The organism is Pseudomonas graminis (assembly GCF_004364335.1).
Classification (GTDB): domain Bacteria; phylum Pseudomonadota; class Gammaproteobacteria; order Pseudomonadales; family Pseudomonadaceae; genus Aquipseudomonas; species Aquipseudomonas graminis_D.
In genome coordinates this window covers 125,849-143,670 of sequence record NZ_SOCR01000007.1, presented here as the reverse complement: position 1 = coordinate 143,670, position 17,822 = coordinate 125,849, and the positions used below count along the sequence as shown (strand labels likewise).

13 protein-coding genes are annotated in these 17,822 nt (G+C 62.7%); 8 read left to right on the top strand and 5 right to left on the bottom strand.

Features of this window, described 5'->3' with window-relative positions:
* The 3 genes from EC919_RS14710 to EC919_RS14700 are packed head-to-tail and all read left to right on the top strand — an operon-like array spanning position 1 to position 4,423.
* On the top strand, positions 1-1,608 hold the full coding sequence (locus tag EC919_RS14710) for a carboxyl transferase domain-containing protein (RefSeq protein WP_133775077.1): 1,608 nt from the start codon (positions 1-3) through the stop codon (positions 1,606-1,608).
* Positions 1,609-1,625: 17 nt separating this feature from the next.
* A complete protein-coding gene (locus tag EC919_RS14705; RefSeq protein ID WP_133775075.1) occupies positions 1,626-2,447 on the top strand; it encodes a gamma-carboxygeranoyl-CoA hydratase in 822 nt (273 codons plus the stop codon).
* Positions 2,447-4,423: an acetyl/propionyl/methylcrotonyl-CoA carboxylase subunit alpha gene (locus EC919_RS14700; RefSeq protein WP_133775073.1), complete on the top strand. Its 1,977-nt coding sequence runs from the start codon at positions 2,447-2,449 to the stop codon at positions 4,421-4,423. The genes EC919_RS14705 and EC919_RS14700 overlap by 1 nt, the downstream gene beginning before the upstream one ends.
* Positions 4,424-5,189: 766 nt before the next feature.
* Here EC919_RS14700 and EC919_RS14695 read toward each other — a convergent pair.
* The gene (locus tag EC919_RS14695) at positions 5,190-8,675 is read right to left on the bottom strand and encodes an indolepyruvate ferredoxin oxidoreductase family protein (RefSeq protein ID WP_133775071.1); all 3,486 of its coding nucleotides are present in this window, start codon (positions 8,673-8,675) and stop codon (positions 5,190-5,192) included.
* Between the two features lie 211 nt (positions 8,676-8,886).
* Between EC919_RS14695 and EC919_RS14690 the strand changes: the two genes are divergently transcribed.
* From EC919_RS14690 to EC919_RS14680, 3 genes are all read left to right on the top strand, one after another.
* Positions 8,887-9,354, top strand: a complete 468-nt coding sequence (locus EC919_RS14690; protein WP_133775069.1) for an Lrp/AsnC family transcriptional regulator — start codon at positions 8,887-8,889, stop codon at positions 9,352-9,354.
* 451 nt (positions 9,355-9,805) lie between these two features.
* The gene (locus EC919_RS14685; RefSeq protein ID WP_133775067.1) at positions 9,806-10,345 is read left to right on the top strand and encodes a DUF4880 domain-containing protein; all 540 of its coding nucleotides are present in this window, start codon (positions 9,806-9,808) and stop codon (positions 10,343-10,345) included.
* Positions 10,346-10,500: 155 nt separating this feature from the next.
* A complete protein-coding gene (locus EC919_RS14680) occupies positions 10,501-11,643 on the top strand; it encodes a M14 family metallopeptidase (RefSeq protein WP_133775065.1) in 1,143 nt (380 codons plus the stop codon).
* A 112-nt stretch (positions 11,644-11,755) separates the two neighbouring features.
* Here the strand turns inward: EC919_RS14680 and EC919_RS14675 are convergent, their stop codons facing one another.
* The 3 genes from EC919_RS14675 to EC919_RS14665 all read right to left on the bottom strand — a co-directional run bounded on the left by EC919_RS14675 (position 11,756) and on the right by EC919_RS14665 (position 15,488).
* Entirely contained in the window at positions 11,756-12,301 is a 546-nt protein-coding gene (locus tag EC919_RS14675) for a cytochrome b (protein ID WP_133775063.1), read from the bottom strand.
* Positions 12,298-13,383, bottom strand: coding sequence for a catalase family peroxidase (locus EC919_RS14670; protein WP_133775061.1), 1,086 nt, complete (start codon positions 13,381-13,383; stop codon positions 12,298-12,300). The genes EC919_RS14675 and EC919_RS14670 overlap by 4 nt, the downstream gene beginning before the upstream one ends.
* Positions 13,384-13,889: 506 nt before the next feature.
* A complete protein-coding gene (locus tag EC919_RS14665) occupies positions 13,890-15,488 on the bottom strand; it encodes a lactate dehydrogenase (protein WP_133775059.1) in 1,599 nt (532 codons plus the stop codon).
* Positions 15,489-15,768: 280 nt separating this feature from the next.
* Here EC919_RS14665 and EC919_RS14660 point away from each other — a divergent pair, with 280 nt between their 5' ends.
* Together EC919_RS14660 and tspO are read left to right on the top strand one after the other, a co-directional pair.
* A complete protein-coding gene (locus EC919_RS14660; RefSeq protein WP_133775057.1) occupies positions 15,769-16,014 on the top strand; it encodes a hypothetical protein in 246 nt (81 codons plus the stop codon).
* Between the two features lie 95 nt (positions 16,015-16,109).
* Positions 16,110-16,550, top strand: coding sequence for a tryptophan-rich sensory protein TspO (tspO, locus tag EC919_RS14655; RefSeq protein ID WP_133775055.1), 441 nt, complete (start codon positions 16,110-16,112; stop codon positions 16,548-16,550).
* A 6-nt stretch (positions 16,551-16,556) separates the two neighbouring features.
* Here the strand turns inward: tspO and EC919_RS14650 are convergent, their stop codons facing one another.
* Positions 16,557-17,762: an MFS transporter gene (locus EC919_RS14650; RefSeq protein WP_133775053.1), complete on the bottom strand. Its 1,206-nt coding sequence runs from the start codon at positions 17,760-17,762 to the stop codon at positions 16,557-16,559.
* Between the last annotated feature and the right edge of the window lie 60 nt (positions 17,763-17,822).

Below are 17,822 nucleotides of genomic sequence, written 5' to 3'. Positions count from 1 at the left end.
ATGACCACTCTGCATACCCAGATCAACCCGCGTTCGCCGGAATTCGCCGCCAACAGCGACGCCATGCGCAAGCAACTCGACGCGCTGCACAGCCTGCTCGACCACGTCCAGCGCGGCGGCGGTGCCAAGGCGCAGGAGCGCCACACTTCCCGGGGCAAATTGCTGCCCCGCGAGCGAATCAATCGCCTGCTCGACCTCGGTTCGCCCTTCCTCGAACTCAGCCAGCTCGCCGCCCATGACGTGTACGGCGAAGACGTCCCGGCCGCAGGGCTCATCGCCGGGATCGGTCGGGTTGAAGGCGTCGAATGCATGATCATCGCCAACGACGCGACGGTGAAAGGCGGCACGTATTACCCGCTGACCGTGAAGAAACACCTGCGCGCCCAGACCATCGCCCAGCAAAACCGCCTGCCGTGCATTTACCTGGTGGACTCCGGTGGCGCCAACCTGCCCCGCCAGGACGAAGTGTTCCCGGACCGCGAACATTTCGGCAGGATCTTCTTCAATCAGGCCAACATGAGCGCCGAGGGCATCGCCCAGATTGCGGTGGTCATGGGCTCGTGCACCGCCGGCGGCGCCTATGTGCCGGCCATGGCCGACGAAACCATCATGGTCCGCGAACAAGCGACGATCTTCCTTGCCGGGCCGCCGTTGGTGAAAGCCGCCACCGGCGAAGTGGTCAGCGCTGAAGACCTTGGCGGGGCTGACGTGCACTGCAAGGTCTCCGGGGTCGCCGACCACTATGCCGACAGCGATGATCACGCCTTGGCGCTGGCACGGCGCTGCGTGGCCAACCTGAACTGGCGCAAGCTCGGCCAGTTACAGACCCGCCCGCCCCAGCCGCCGCTGTACGCGGATGACGAGTTGTACGGCGTGGTTCCCGCAGACGCCAAGCAGCCATTCGACGTGCGTGAAGTCATCGCGCGACTGGTCGACGGATCGATCTTCGATGAATTCAAGGCGCTGTTCGGCACCACGCTGGTCTGCGGCTTCTCCCACCTGCACGGTTACCCGATCGCCATCCTCGCCAACAACGGTATCCTCTTCGCCGAGGCAGCGCAGAAAGGCGCGCACCTTATCGAACTGGCCTGCCAGCGCGGCATTCCGCTGTTGTTCCTGCAAAACATCACCGGTTTCATGGTCGGCCAGAAGTACGAGGCCGGCGGCATCGCCAAACACGGCGCCAAGCTGGTCACCGCCGTGGCCTGTGCGAACGTGCCGAAGTTCACCGTGATCATCGGCGGCAGCTTTGGCGCGGGCAACTACGGCATGTGCGGCCGTGCCTACGACCCGCGCTTTCTGTGGATGTGGCCCAACGCGCGGATCGGCGTCATGGGCGGCGAACAGGCCGCCGGGGTGCTGGTGCAGGTCAAGCGCGAACAGGCCGAACGCAGCGGCCAGACCTTCAGCGCCGAGGAAGAAGCCGCGTTGCGCCAGCCGATCCTCGATCAGTACGAGCATCAGGGCCATCCCTGGTATTCCAGCGCCCGGCTGTGGGATGACGGCGTCATCGACCCCGCCCAGACCCGCGACATTCTCGGCCTGGCCATCAGCGCCTCGCTCAACGCCGCCATCGAACCGACCCGCTTCGGCGTGTTCCGGATGTGACCCGAGAGAATCGCCCCATGAATGATTTCGCCACCCTCGACATCGCCCTCGACCCACGCGGGTTCGCCACGCTGTGGCTGAACCGGCCGGAGAAAAACAACGCCTTCAATGCGCAAATGATTCGCGAGCTGATCATCGGCCTGGATCAGCTACAGAAGGACGACAGCTTGCGCTTCCTGCTGTTGCGCGGACGCGGCCGGCACTTCAGCGCCGGTGCCGATCTCGCGTGGATGCAGGAGTCGGCCAACCTCGACTACAACACCAACCTGGGCGACGCTCGCGAGTTGGGCGAGTTGATGTACAACCTCGCCAAATTCAAAGCGCCGACCCTCGCCGTCGTGCAAGGCGCGGCCTATGGCGGCGCGCTGGGCCTGATCAGTTGCTGCGACATGGCCATCGGCGCCGACGATGCGCAGTTCTGCCTCTCGGAAGTGAAGATTGGCCTGGCGCCTGCGGTGATCAGCCCGTTCGTGGTGCAAGCGATTGGCGAACGTCACGCGCGGCGCTATGCGCTGACCGCCGAACGTTTCGACGGCACCCGGGCGCGGGAAATCGGCCTGCTGGCCGAGTGTTACCCCGCCGCCGAGCTGGAACAGCAACTGGAACACTGGATCGCCAACCTGCTGCTCAACAGCCCCCAGGCCATGCGCGTCAGCAAAGACCTGCTGCGTGAAGTCGCCGACGGTGAGCTGACCCCTGCCCTGCGCCGCTATTGCGAGAACGCCATTGCACGCATTCGCGTCAGCGCCGAAGGTCAGGAAGGTCTGCGCGCGTTTCTGCAGAAGCGCGAACCGGCCTGGCGCGGCGATCCCCGCATTCCACAAGGAGAGTCGCACTGATGAGCGTCCCGCACACACCACCGCTGAATTCGGTGCTGATCGCCAACCGTGGCGAAATCGCCTGCCGGGTCATGCGCACGGCCAAAGCCATGGGCCTGACCACCGTCGCCGTGCACAGCGCCGCTGACAGCCACGCGCGGCACGTCCGTGAGGCTGACATTGCGGTGAATCTGGGTGGCAGCAAGGCCAGCGAGAGTTACCTGCAAATCGACAAGCTGATTGCGGCCGCCAAGGCCAGTGGCGCCCATGCCATCCACCCCGGCTATGGCTTTCTCTCGGAAAACGCAGGCTTTGCCCGCGCCGTGGAACAGGCCGGCCTGATTTTCCTCGGCCCGCCCGCCTCGGCCATTGACGCCATGGGCAGCAAATCGGCGGCCAAGTCGCTGATGGAAACCGCTGGCGTGCCGTTGGTGCCCGGCTATCACGGCGACGCCCAGGACGCCGCGACTTTTCGCGAAGCGTCCGCCCGCATCGGTTACCCGGTGCTGCTCAAGGCCACGGCCGGCGGTGGCGGCAAGGGCATGAAAGTGGTCGAGCGCGACGAGGACCTGGCCGAAGCGCTGGCGTCGGCGCAACGTGAGGCGCAGTCGTCGTTTGGCGATTCCCGCATGCTCGTCGAAAAGTACGTGCTCAAGCCGCGCCACGTGGAGATTCAGGTGTTTGCCGACCAGCACGGCCACTGCCTGTACCTCAACGAGCGCGACTGTTCGATTCAGCGCCGCCACCAGAAGGTCGTCGAAGAAGCGCCGGCGCCGGGCCTGACCCCACAAATGCGTCAGGCCATGGGCGAGGCGGCAGTGCGTGCGGCCCAGGCCATCGGCTACGTTGGCGCCGGCACGGTGGAGTTTCTGCTGGATGCGCGGGGCGATTTCTTCTTCATGGAAATGAACACGCGCTTGCAGGTCGAGCACCCGGTGACCGAGGCGATTACCGGGCTGGACCTGGTGGCCTGGCAGATTCGCGTGGCCCAGGGCGAGCCGCTGCCGCTCACCCAGGCCGAGGTCCCGCTGAACGGGCACGCGATTGAAGTGCGGCTGTATGCGGAAGATCCGGCCAACGATTTTCTGCCCGCCACGGGGACGCTGGCGCTGTATCGGGAATCGTCGCCGGGGCCGGGACGTCGCGTCGATAGCGGCGTGGCGGAAGGTGACGAGGTTTCGCCGTTCTACGACCCGATGCTGGGCAAACTGATTGCCTGGGGCGAAACCCGTGAGGAGGCGCGCTTGCGGCTGCTGTCGATGCTCGATGAGTTCGCCATCGGCGGGCTGCGCACCAATCTCGCGTTTCTGCGCCGCATCATTGCGCATCCTGCCTTCGCCGAAGCGGAGCTGGACACCGGATTCATCCCTCGCTATCAGGACGAGCTGCTCCCGCCGGCCGAGGGATTGACGGAAGCATTCTGGCAGCTGGCGGCGCAGGCTTACCTGAGCACTGCGCCAATGACGGCCAGAACGGACGATGCCCATTCGCCCTGGTCCACCACCAACGGCCTGCGCCTCGGCGGCCCTGGCGAAGTGACGTTGCACCTGGCGTGTGGCACGCAGAGCCGAAGCATTGTGATGCGCGGTGATCCGCCGCACGGCGTTCGGCTGAACGGCGAACGCTTGTTGATCGAGCAGGACGGCGTGCGTCACCAGACAATTGCGATCCGTCGGGCCGACACCCTGTACCTGCGCTGGCAGGGCGACCTGCACGCGATCCGCCCGGTTGACCCGATTGCGGAAGTGGATTCGAGCCACGCGCATCAAGGCGGTCTCACCGCGCCCATGAACGGCAGCATCGTTCAGGTATTGGTCAGCGTGGGCGAACAGGTGCAAGTCGGCACACCGCTGGTGGTGCTGGAAGCGATGAAAATGGAACACAGCATCCGCGCGAACACAGCAGGCACCGTTGCAGCGCTGTATTGCGCCGAAGGCGAAATGGTCCAGGAAGGGACGGTATTGGTGGAGCTGGCCGCTGTGCCGGACGGCGAATGATCTGCCGCTGGCTGGCTGCAATCTAATGTAGGACTGGCTTTAGCCGGGAAAGCGGCAGTCATCACACCGCGACATTGAGGGTGTACAAACTGGCCTATTCCCGGCTGAAGCCGGTCCCACTAAAAGCATCGCGTGCAGCCAGTGAGATTGGGCGTGAACTCCAATTGTGGGACCGGCTTTAGCCGGGAAAGCGTCAGTCGTCACGCCGCGAAATTGATGGTGTTCACATTGGCCCTTTCCCGGCTGAAGCCGGTCCCACTAAAAGCATCGCGTGCAGCCAGTGAGATTGGGCGTGAACTCCAATTGTGGGACCGGCTTTAGCCGGGAAAGCGTCAGTCGTCACGCCGCGAAATTGATGGTGTTCACATTGGCCCTTTCCCGGCTGAAGCCGGTCCCACTAAAAGCATTGCGTGCAGTCAGTGAGATCGGGCGTGAACGCGAATGTAGGACCGGCTTTAGCCGGGAAGACGTCGGTCGCGACACCACGAAATTGAGGGTGGCAATACCGGCCTCTTCCCGGCTAAAGCCAGTCCTACAATTGCACCGCGTGCAGCCAGTGAGATTGGGTGTGGTTTCACCCACGCATCGCGGGCATGCAATGAGATCGAGCGTGAACGCGAACTGTGGGACCGGCTTCAGCCGGGAAGGCGTCGGTCGCGACACCACGAAATCGAGGGTGGCAATACCGGCCTCTTCCCGGCTAAAGCCGGTCCTACTAAACGATGCATCCGGTGATATGGAGGCCTGAACGACCTCCTCCTTGTCTTTACGCTGCTACTTCATACAACTTCAGCACTTCAACCTCGCCACTGACCAGGCTCTGGCGCATGCGCGCCGCCTGCAGTGCCGCTGCCTTCATGGCGCTTTCCTTGATGTGACCGTAACCACGAATGCGCTCCGGAAGTCGCGCAAGACTCAGCGCGGTGTGCCGGTTGCCTGCGCTCAGGTGGCCAAGGATCAGCTCGATGTCGCCCACGTATGCATCGATCAACTCGCGTTCCTGCCGACGCTCGACGCTACGGCCGAACGGATCGAGCACTGTGCCGCGCAGGAATTTGAAACGCGCCAGCACGTCAAACGCTTTCAGCATCCACGGCCCGAAACTGCGTTTGCGCGGGGTGCCGTTGTTCGGGTCGCGCTTGGCCAGCCAGGACGGCGCCAGATGAAACTCGATGCGGTAATCGCCTTCGAACTGCGCTTCCAACTGACGGGTGAAATCCCCGTTGCTGTAGAGCCGCGCCACTTCGTACTCGTCCTTGTAGGCCAAGAGCTTGAAGTAGTTGAACGCCACCGCCTCGGTCAACGCAGGCGGCTGGCCCGGGAACAGCCGCGCTTCGGCATCCCGCACCCGATTGACCAGCGTCAGGTAGCGCTCGCTCAACGCGCCATTCTGATAGGCGATCAAGCCGTGGACGTTGCGCGTGACGCGCTCTTCCAGAGTCAGGTGCTCAGGGTCCGGCGTTGGCTGAGTTTGCGGATTGGCCGCCGCTTGCACCGCAGGGAGGTCAAACGCTGCTCGACGCCCCCACAGAAACGCTTGCTGATTCAGATTGACCGCCACGCCGTTGAGCTCGATGGCTTTCTCGATGGCCGCAGAGGTCAACGGAATCAACCCCAACTGGAAGGCATAACCCAGCATGAAGAGGTTGCTGGCAATGCTGTCGCCCATCAGCTTGGTCGCCAGGTCCGTCGCCTGCACAAAGTGCGTTTTCTCGGCGCCGACGGCTTCGCGGATGGTCTGCATCATCGCTTGGGCCGGGAACTCGGCGTCGGGGTTGCGGGTGAACTCAGCGGTCGGCGTCTGCTGACTGTTGATCACCGCGTGGGTCTTCGCGCTGTTGAGCTTGGCGATGGCATCGGGACCCGACGCCACCAACAGGTCGCAACCGAGCAGCAGATGCGCTTCACCGGCCGCGATGCGCACGGCGAACAGATCTTCCTGCCGCGCGGCGATGCGGATGTGGCTGACCACCGGGCCGAACTTCTGTGCCAGACCGGCCTGGTCCAGCACGCTGCAGCCCTTGCCTTCCAGATTGGCCGCGTATCCGAGCATCGCGCCGACGGTGGTCACGCCCGTACCGCCCACGCCGGGCAACAGAATGTTGTAGGGCTGAGCGAGGCTCGGCAGTGTCGGCTGCGGCAATTCAGCGAACGCCTGTGCCTGCTTGGGCAATTGCGGCTTGCGCAGCTTGCCGCCATGCACGGTGACAAAGCTCGGGCAGAAGCCCTCGACGCAACTGAAGTCTTTGTTGCACGCGCTCTGGTCGATTTCGCGCTTGCGCCCTTCCGGAGTTTCCTTCGGCAGGACCGACAGGCAACCCGACTTGACGCCGCAATCGCCGCAGCCTTCGCACACGGCCGGGTTGATGATCGCGCGCTTGTCCAGATCGACCATCGTCCCGCGTTTGCGACGACGGCGTTTTTCCGTGGCGCAGGTCTGGTCGTAGATGATCACCGACACGCCCTTGAACTCACGCAGCTCGCGCTGCACGGCGTCAAGGTCGCTGCGATGGTGGAAGGTAGTAATTGGCGCGAACTGCTCGCGGCTCGGGTATTTCTCCGGCTCGTCCGAGACCAGCGCGATGCGCTGCACGCCTTCGTTGAACACCTGCCGGCTGAGCTGATCGACGCGCAGCACGCCGTCGATAGGCTGGCCGCCGGTCATGGCGACGGCGTCGTTGTAGAGAATCTTGTAGGTGATGTTGACCTTGGACGCGACCGCCGCTCTCAACGCCAGATGACCGGAATGAAAGTAAGTGCCGTCGCCGAGGTTCTGGAACACGTGGGGCGTTTCGGTAAACGGCGCCTGGCCGATCCAGGTCACGCCCTCGCCGCCCATCTGGGTGAACGTCTCGGTTTCCCGGTCCATCCAGATGGTCATGTAATGGCAGCCGATACCGGCCAGGGCGCGACTGCCCTCGGGCACGCGGGTCGAGGTGTTGTGCGGGCAGCCTGAACAGAAATGCGGGGTGCGCTGGGTATTGAACAGCGGCGCGGCGAGGGCTTTTTCCTTGTCGGCCAGAAACTGCAGGCGCGCCTCGATTTTCGGGCTGCTGTAGATCGGCGCGAGGCGTTTGGCGATGACGCGGGCGATCATCGCCGGCGTCAGTTCGGCCAGGTTGGGCAGCAGCGAGCGGCCTTCTTCATCGAATTCACCGACGACACGAGGGCGCTGATCCACCGGCCAGTTGTACAGCTGACCGGTAAGTTGGTCCTCGATCACGCTGCGTTTTTCCTCCACCACCAGGATTTCGTCCAGCCCCTCAGCAAAGCCGTGCACCGACACCGGTTCCAGCGGCCAGCTCATGCCGACCTTGAGCACGCGAATGCCCACCGAAGCGCACAGGTCCTCGTCGATGCCCAGCTCTTCCAGAGCCTGACGCACGTCGAGGTACGACTTGCCGGTGGTAATGATGCCCAGACGCGGCTGCGGCGAATCGATGACCACTTTGTTGAGGTTGTTGGCCCGGGCAAACGCACGGGCGGCGTAGATTTTGTAGGTGTTGAGCCGCGCCTCTTGGGCGAGGGGCGGGTCGGGCCAGCGAATGTGCAGGCCGCCTTCGGGAATCTGGAAGTCTTCGGGGATGTGCGTCTGGATGCGCAGCGGATCGACTTCGACCACGGCCGAGGAATCGACGTTTTCGGCGATGGTTTTCATTGCCACCCAGCACCCGCTGTAGCGCGAAAGCTCCCAGCCGATGATGCCGTAATCGAGGATTTCCTGGACGTTGCTCGGATTAAGTACCGGGATCATCGAAGCGATGAAGGCGTGCTCGCTCTGGTGCGCGATGGTCGAAGATTTGCAGCCATGGTCGTCGCCAGCGAGGATCAGTACGCCCCCATTTTCGGCGACGCCGGCGGAGTTGCCGTGCTTGAACACGTCGCCGCAGCGGTCAACGCCCGGGCCCTTGCCGTACCAGAGGGCGAAGACGCCATCGTACTTGCCGTGGGGGAACAGATTGACTTGCTGACTGCCCCAGACCGCCGTCGCGGCGAGCTCTTCGTTGACGCCGGGCTGGAAATGAATGGCGTTCTGCTGGAGATACTCCTTGGCGTCCCAAAGGCTCTTGTCGAGATTGCCCAACGGCGAGCCGCGATAGCCAGAGATAAACCCGGCGGTGTTGAGCCCGCGGGCTTCGTCGCGCTGCTTCTGCAGCATCGGCAGGCGGGTCAGCGCCTGGGTTCCGGTCAGGTACAGATTGCCGGTTGCGAGGCGGTACTTATCGTCCAGACGAATATCAGCCAGGGACATTCAGGCACTCCTTTATTTTTATTAGTGCGTTTTGAATGCGGCGCCAGCGGCGTTTGCAGCCTTGCCAGCGCCTCGCCGTCAGGACGGTTCAGCCCGACGGTCACAGACAAAATACTGCCTGCGTGGCGCAGGCTTTTTCTTCCTAAATCGGCGTGAATCTGCTCATATCGTGCATGCCCGTTCCCGTTCAAGAATAAAAAAGGGTCAATTCATGCAGGTCAAGCTCAGCCCCATCGATCGCAAGATCCTCCGTCTGTTGCAGCACGATGCCAATCTCTCCGCCGCCGAGATCGCCGAGCGCGTCGAGCTCTCGCAGTCGCCGTGCTGGCGCCGCATCAATCGTCTGGAAGAAGAAGGCGTCATCGAGCGCAAGGTCGCCCTGCTCAACCCGGCCAAGCTCGGGCTGACCATGACCGTGTTCGTCGACGTCAAGCTGTCCGGCCACGGGCGCAAGTACCTGACGGAGTTCGAGGAGGCGATCACCGGATTTCGCGAAGTGCTGGAGTGCTACACCATGGCCGGCGACATGGATTTTCTGCTCAAGGTGGTGGTGCAGGACATCGCCTGCTACGAGCGTTTTCTGCGCGATCACCTGCTGCAAAGCCCCCATGTGCAGGAAGCGCATTCGAACATTGCGATGAGTGTGGTGAAGCGCACGACAGAATTGCCGATCGACTAGGCTGCCGATCGACTGGGAAGCAAAGGCAAAAACCGCCCACAGGAAAAACTCTTTTCACTGGGGCGCGAAAAAAGCATTGACTCTCAAATGGGAATGATTATTATTGAGCGCAACCGGTCGCGAGACTGGTTGGTAACCCAGAAGCCTTAGGTCGGCTTCCGGATTATCTCCTCATCAGGCTAATCACGGTTTTTGACCCGGCTTATAGCCGGGTCTTTTTTTTATGCCCTTTTCGGGTCTGGGTTCGGTCGGGTGTTGCGTCTTCAGGCTAATGAAGAGGGTTTGACAGTGATCTGTCTTTTCGATGGCGCGCATCATAGCAAATGGATCGAGCGATGGGCCGTTACTGCTGTCAAAAACTGACACATTCAGTAAAAAGCTCCCATAAAAACTGTGAAACCACGACGTTGTTTTCCGCGACCGCCGCTATTCAAACAGTGAGCAAGACGCCATGACTCAGCTCCTCGACTCGTTGATCACCGCCTCCCCCGTACAGCCTGCCCCGGGCGCGAGCGCCGAAACCGATCTGTACCGACGCCGCCTCCAGCGACTGCCGCGCAGGGTTCTGCAAGTGTTTCTGCTCAGCCGCCTCGACAACCTTTCCTATACTGATATCGCCCATCTGCTTGACGTGGACGCCAGCACCGTCGAACGCTGCATGACGGTTGCGCTTGAGCATTGCGTCAGCGAATCCGCCGAACATGATCCGGCGCGGGCGATTCTGCTGCAGGCCCTGCGCTGGTATGTGCACCTGCAAAGCCCTCAGGCTACCGCCAGCCAGCGTATCGAGTTCCGTCACTGGCTCGACGCCGATCCGCGACACCTGGCGGCGTTTCAGCACAGCGAGCAGTTTTGGCGCACGCTGCAGCCTCCGGCCGCGATTCTGGGGGCCAGCGGGTGGCATCGGCGCAAACCCCGCGTCTATTTCGGCTGGTTGCTGGTAACGATGCTGCTGTGCGGCCTGCTGGTCACCGCCGAGGCGTACAGCTGAGGCCGCAGCTGACCCTTTGGCGAACTATTCTGTCGCCGTCCTTCAACCTGTTGCGTGTAAAGTAATTGTCATAACAGCCCAGCGCGGCAGTCGGGCGTTGTCTCGATTGCCTCCCGACGGCATCGCGTTGGCAATCACGTACTCAGGACGCTCCCGTGACTCAAACCGCCCTTACCCTCTCCGCCGATTTCGACAGCGGCAACATCGTCGTGCTGGACGCCAGCAATCCGAAAGCCGTTCAGCTGGCGATACGCCCCGACACCCGCAGCGCGCATTTCCAGTGGTTTCACTTCAAGGCTGACGGTCTGCAGATCGGCGAGCCCCATGGCTTCAGCCTGACCAACGCCGGCGAGTCGAGCTACAACCGCGCCTGGACCGGCTACAACGCGGTCGCCTCCTACGATCAGAAAACCTGGTTCCGCGTGCCGAGCCAGTTCGACGGCAAGGCGTTGAACTTCGAGCTGACGCCGAGCGAATCCCAGGTGTGGTTCGCCTACTTCGAACCTTACAGCCGCGAGCGCCACGACTGGCTGGTCGATCAGGCGCTGAACAAGGCCGGCACGGAGCTGCTGGCCACCGGCAAAAGTGTCGAGGGCCGTGACATTCCGTTGCTGCGCAAGGGCGACGGCGCTGCGGGCAAGCGCAACCTCTGGATCATCGCGCAACAGCATCCCGGCGAGCACATGGCCGAGTGGTTCATGGAAGGCATCATCGAACGGCTGCAGGAAAACGACCCTGAATTGCAGGCTTTACTGGCCTCGGCGGACCTGTATCTGGTGCCACACATGAACCCGGACGGCGCGTTCCACGGCCATCTGCGCACCAACGCCCAGGGCAAGGACCTCAACCGCGCATGGCAGGACGCGACCCCCGAGCTCAGCCCGGAAGTGTTCTTCGTCAAAGAACAGATGGAAAAATACGGCGTGGACATGTTCCTCGACGTGCACGGCGATGAAGAAATCCCCTACGTCTTCACTGCCGCCTGCGAAGGCAACCCGGGGTACACCGACAAGCAGGCCCAACTGGAAGCGGATTTCCGCGCGCGGTTGAGCGGCTTGACCCGGGATTTCCAGACCCGATATGGCTATCCGAAATCGGCGCCGGGCAAGGCCAACATGAACCTGGCGTGCAACAGCGTCGGCGAGCGCTACAGGTGCTTGTCGCTGACCCTGGAGATGCCGTTCAAGGATAACGATGACGCCCCCGATGTCGTCACCGGCTGGTCGGGCCAGCGCTCGAAACAGCTGGCCCGCAATGTGCTGACCACGCTGGGGCAGATGGTTTCCGTCTTGCGCTGAATCGCAGCCTGATTCGGATAAGCTGACCGGAGCCCGGAAACAACATCGCCAGCGGGGTTAAGCCCACTGGCGATGTCGTCTGCCTTATTCACAGCAGACAATCACTGCAAGATCAACCCCGCGATTTACCCCGCAGCATGCTGTCCAGCACCTCATCCCTCCTCACCCAGCCGTGAAACAGCGCGGCGGCCAGATGCGCCAGGATCGTCAGGAAGAACAGGTACGCCAGGTAGGCGTGGGCCTTGCGCAGAAACGCAAAGGTTTCCGGGTTGGCGGCAACGATGGACGGCAGGCGCACCGAACTGCCGAGCATGACCGGATCCCCGGCGGCGGAGATCATTGCCCAGCCAATCAGCGGCATCGCCAGCATCAGCGCATACAGCAGGTAATGGGACAACTTCGCCGCCAGCGCCTGCACGGCCGGCAAGTCGGCCGGTAACGGCGGCGTTTGAGTGGTCACACGAACAATGATCCTGACGATGACCAACAGCAGAATCGCGATGCCCAGGGGCTTGTGCAGGTTCAGCAGCCACTCGTGCCGCTCGGACACCGACGCGACCATGCCGGCGCCGATGAACAGCATGGCGATGACCATCAGCGCCATCAGCCAGTGCAGCAGACGCGCCAATGGGGCGAAATGCTTGACGGGCGTACTCATGGCTGTTTCTCCTGGGCGGGCTCGGCTTTGAGCTGATCGACTTCACTCGTGCGACGCATGTACGACGCGGCGTAGGCAGCCGAACGCGCGGCGAGCAGCGGGTCATCCGAGCCCTCGATGCCACTGGGCAGGATAAGCGGATCGTAATTGATGTCGCGGCAGTCGCCATTCAGCTGCGGGCTGTCGGAATTGACCACCAGGGTCCCGGCGTCCACGGTCTTGTGCTCACCGGACCAGGCTTTGGATGCGTCGTTGGTCGGGTCCTGAGGGTTGGCCAGGGTCAGGATCAGTTTCCAGCGTTGGGGGCCGCTGGCGAGTCTTTCGCTGAGGTCCTTGTCCAGATAGTCCTTGGCGTCCGGCGCCGGTGCCGCATCGGTCGCTTCCGGCACCAGACTCCAGCGCACGGGCTGGCGCTTGCCGTTGGCATCCACCAGAACGAAGGCGTTGACGCTGTTGTAGGTCTCTGTGACGAAACTGGCCGAAGGCTTGGCGGTTTTGACCCAGGCCAGAAACGGCTGGGCTTCCGGGTGCGCGGCAAAGAACACCGGGGGTTTCGCCGGGTCGGGTTTGCCGGTCTTGGGGTCAGGCCCGGTGGCGACTTGCAGATCGATGAAGGCCTCGGGCGTGCCGACGGGAAACACCGGCATGCTGTTCATGCCGGTGCGCCATTGCTGGCCGTTGGGCTGGGTGAACTGCACGGCGAAACTGCGCAGGGGCGCGCCGCTGTCGGGGGAATACGGATTGCCGGTGGGCACGGCCAGACGACCGATCACGGGCGTGCGCCCGCTGGCGAAGACTTCGGCTTTGGACAGGCTGGCAGCAGCACCGTTGCTCTCGAACACGCCGGCGACGCAGATGCCTTTGGGGTGGTTGCGACGGTAACCGGGGTGCACACCGTTGTTGCGTTCGAACACATCAACCACCCGCGCAGGCGTCAGTCGGTGTGGGTCGAGGCTGCCATTGACGTAGGCGAACGCGCCAGCGGCGACCAGTACGATCAGGCCGATGCCGGCCAGACGCGCCAGTTTTGCGGAATTACTGAGCGGGGGTTTGCGGGGGTACGGTGGCTCACGGTCAATCATCGATAACACTCCGGGCGTCTAGCCTCTGGGAACAGCAAGGTGCTTGGCACGCTTTGTTTATAGCCGGATGCTTGCGGTTTGTCAGGTCGAGGACTGTGAGCGCCTGGCTGCCGGAGCACGGCCAGAATCTGCGGCTGATCACACTGGCCCCTTCCCGGCTGAAGCCGGTCCTGCTAACCGACTGCGTACGACTGTAGGATCGGCTTTAGCCGGGAAGGCGTCATGCGTCACGCTGCAAAACCGGGGGTGTTCATGCTGGCCCCTTCCCGGCTGAAGCCGGTCCTGCTAACCGACTGCGTACGACTGTAGGACCGGCTTTAGCCGGGAAGGCGTCATGCGTCACGCTGCAAAACTGGGGGTGTTCATGCTGGCCTCTTCCCGGCTGAAGCCGGTCCTGCTAGAACATCGCGTGCGGTCAGTGAGCTTGCGTGTGAACTCGACTGTAGGACCGGCTTCAGCCGGGAAGACGTCGGGCGTCGCACCGCAAAACCGAGGGTGTACCGCTATCAGCCATTCAGCATCGACGGATCGCTCTGCAGCAGCACCTTGGCGTGAATCCCGGCCAGGGTGCCTTGCAGCGTCGACGCGCCACGGCCCTGCTTCGCCTCTTTGTCCTGTTGCAAGGCCTGCTGCAGCACGCTGAGGAAGCTCTGCGTCCTGGAGGTGGAGATCGGCGTATGGGTTTCTTTCTCCAGACGGCCCATCACGTACTTGGCGATGCGCGTCGACTGACTGGCAGACTGGCTGAGCGTCGCATCCACCAGTTCGCCCTTCTTGTAGCCGATGCTGATTTTGCTGCTCGCCTGATCGCTGACCTGGTAATACAGGTAATTCTGCGTTGTGGGATCGGTGCTCAACGCCAGGTTTTGCCCGCCTGGCAGGGGCTTGTGATAACTGGCGATCAGCTGGGATTGCTGGTCCTGAACGATGGTCCGGTTCAACTGATCGCGGCCTTTGGACTGGGTGGTCTGCGACAAAGTGTAGGCAAAGGAATCGAGCTCGCCGGGGCGGCCCGGGTTGCCTTCGACGCTCTTCTCGCTGACCGAGGCGCTGAAGTCGCCGAGGCCGGTCAACAGGCCGTGATCGGTGTCCGTCAGTTCGATCGAGCTCACCGTCTGCGCCGCCGTGGAGACGCGGGTGTCCGGGTAGTTGGAGTGCAGGGTTTTGAACGCGTCCTCGAACATCGACAGCAACTGTGCGTCGCCGTCCCCACGCTTGCGCGCCGCCTCGATCTGGCTGACATAGCCGTCCAGCGCTTTCGCCTGCTGAGCACTGTCACCCCGAATGGCGGCGTTTTTCAGGTCCACCGAAAGGTCGAGATTACCGAGCGCGCCACTCATGCGCACCGAACGCTGGTCGGCGTCGGCGTGCAGTTCAAGGGTCTGGGCGCTGCCGTCTTCGAGTTTAAAACTGCTTTTCAAATCAACGGAAGCAAAGGCCTTGGCGTCGAAATGGGTCAGGGCGTCGAGTTTCAGGGTCGGCGGTTTGGAGGTCAGGCCGTCGATGGCTGACTGAAAACCGTCCGCCATGGCATTCAGCGCGTTCAGCTCGTCGTCGCTGAGCTTGCCGCCGCTCACCTGAGCCTGCACCGCCAGACCGTCGTCCTGACTGGAAAGGCTCAGCTCGATGGTTTTGCCGCTGGCGGTTTTCAGCGTCAGGCTGATGCTGTTGGCCGGGTTACTGTGCAGGCGGTCCTGGGCGGCAGCGAGCTCTGCAGGCTCCAGTGCTTTGCCGGTGGTGGAACGCAGCACCGATTGGGAAATATTCTGGCCGGTCTGGGCCAACTGACTGAGCAGCGTCGCGCCCAGGCCCTGGAAGCGACCCGAGGTGGCAGAAGTGCTGAAATTGCCCATCATCGCCAGCGAGACCTTGTCCTGCCGGGTGTACTCCCAGGCGGGCGGTACGTTGGCGTCAGGCATCAGGCCGCGGACGTTGTAGACCAACGAGGCGCTGACCTTGTCGTCCTGGCCGAGCATGACGACGGACGATGGCGTAGCGCTGGTGGTGTTGCCAGCGGCGGCGTTGTCATTCAGCGCCACGGTGGCCGCCGGTTTGACCACCGGCATTAACTGGGCGGACGAGGTGACTGAAGCAATCGCTGACATGGCACTTCCCTGTTCAAGTGAGTAATAGACTTCCTGAACAGGGTGTCGGCGGGCGCCTTTGTAACTTGAGCGATACAAAGCTGGTGCCAGATCGACACAGTGAAAACCTGAAAACACTGATGCCGCCCAGGGCAAGGGCGAGAGCAAGGCTGTGATTTCACTATTTTGTTTCTCTGGTGGGATCTGCGCCGTAACTCGGCCACAATACGCACCGATCCCAGGCTCCAGGGCTTCACGCCTCTCGGTTCGCCGCCAAACCCGACACCCCCAGGACTGAGCAATGCCCCAAGAGCGAATCGCTGCACTTCGGCTACCCAAACCCATCCAGGGTCCTATCGATGATCTGGTGCGCGCGTTGAACGCCGCCACCACCAAGGAAGACCTCGAACGCGAGGCCGCCATGGAGATCAGCTTCATCCTTAGCCTGGAGACCAGTAAACGGCTGCGCCCGGCGGATGTCGAAACGCTGTACATGATCTTCGACGACGCCGTGCAGGAACGCCTTGGCCAACTGGGTCACGACTGATCTGCACACGCGCAGGATTTTTCCGGCGCAGACGTATCCAATGCCGAGACGGCCCCACGGCCTGCACTTCGAATGGTTTCAGCAAAGGACTCCACATGACGTTCTACATTTACCTCATTGCCTGCTGCGCGGCGGCCAGCACCGGCATCATTTTCAAACCCGGCAGCTGGTACGAGTCACTGCAAAAGCCACGCTTCACCCCGCCCAACTGGCTGTTTCCGGTGGCCTGGACGACGATCTACCTGCTGCTGGCCTGGGCCGGTTATCGCCTGACCCTGATCCCCGGCAGCGAAACCGTGCTGGCGTTGTGGGCTGCGCAGATTGCCTTGAATACGCTGTGGACGCCGGTGTTCTTCGGCGCCCATCGCATCCTGGCGGGCATGATCATCATCTTGCTGCTGTGGCTGGTGGTTGCCGCGATGGTCGTGCTGGGCATCCAGCTGGACCTCATCACCGGGCTGATCCTGTTCCCCTATCTGGTCTGGCTGACCGTCGCTTCGGCGTTGAATTTTTCGATTCTGCGTCATAACCGGTAACGCGGATCAAGCCGCTCTGGCGCGGCCGGCTTGCTGAATCAGCAGACCGGCCAGCGCCGACACCGCCAGCAAGACCACGACCCCACCGTAGACATTGGTGGTGGTCACCAGCCCCGCCGTTTTGATCGACACACCGGCCAGCAGCGCCGGAATGCAGAACGCCAGATAACTCAAGGCCAGGAACGCCGCCATCAACGCACCCCGCTCGTGGGCGTGGGCCAGCGGCAGCAACAGCCGCAGGGCGCCGAGAAAGCTTGCACCAAAGCCGATGCCCGCCAGCACGGCACCGGTAAAGAACAGCCATAACCAGCCCAGGTTCACCGCCGCCAGAATCACCGAAACCCCGATCGCCAGAAAGCTGCAGCCCACCAATAAGGCCAGCCGGGGGGCGCGCAAACGCAGGTGATGGATCGAAATCGCACCACTGAGGGTCAGCGCCGCCACGGCAAAGCCGCCGTTGAGCACCGAAGTCGAGCCGGTCGCGGCAGTCAGCAGCGACGGCGCCAGCGACAGAAAGAATCCGCCCAGCGCCCAGGCGGCGATGTCGGCCGGCAGCACCAGCAACAACGTCCCCCTCGCCTGCCCAGGTACGGCGAGCCGCGGCCGCAGGGTTTTCAGCACGCCCGGCTGCGGCGTCACCGTTTCAGCGACCCGCAGCAGATACACCGACTGACCCACAAACGCCGCGAGGAGCAAGCCATAGGCGAGGCCCATGGGCAGCGGCGCATACTCCACCAGCGCACTGGTGCCAAGCGCGCCCAGCGCCATGCCGAACATGGGTGTGATGCTGTTGAGCAGCGGACCTTGCTGCGCATCGCTGTCGAGCATCGCGGCACCCAGCGCGCTGGTCGCAATGCCCGTCGCCACGCCCTGCAGTACTCGCGCGACGATCAGCCAGCTGACGTCGGTGGCGGCGATGAACAGCAGCATCGAGACAATCTCCAGCAGCAGCCCGATAAAGATGACCGGGCGGCGGCCGAGGTAATCCGACAGCGAGCCGAACACCAGCAGCGTGGCCAACAGGCTCAGGGCGTACACGGCAAAAATCACCGTCAACAGTGCCGAGGAAAAGCCCCACGCCTGTTGATAGAGATGGTAAAGCGGCGTCGGCGCACTGGACGCGGCGAAGAAACACAGCAGCACGAAAGCCAGAAAACCCAAGTGGCTCCGCCCCCGACCATCGACTTGCGGGTTCTGCAAAGAATCAGACACGAGTACACTCTCCCGAAAAAGCACGTCACAAAAGCTATGAATTAGCGTTAAGAGTGTGCG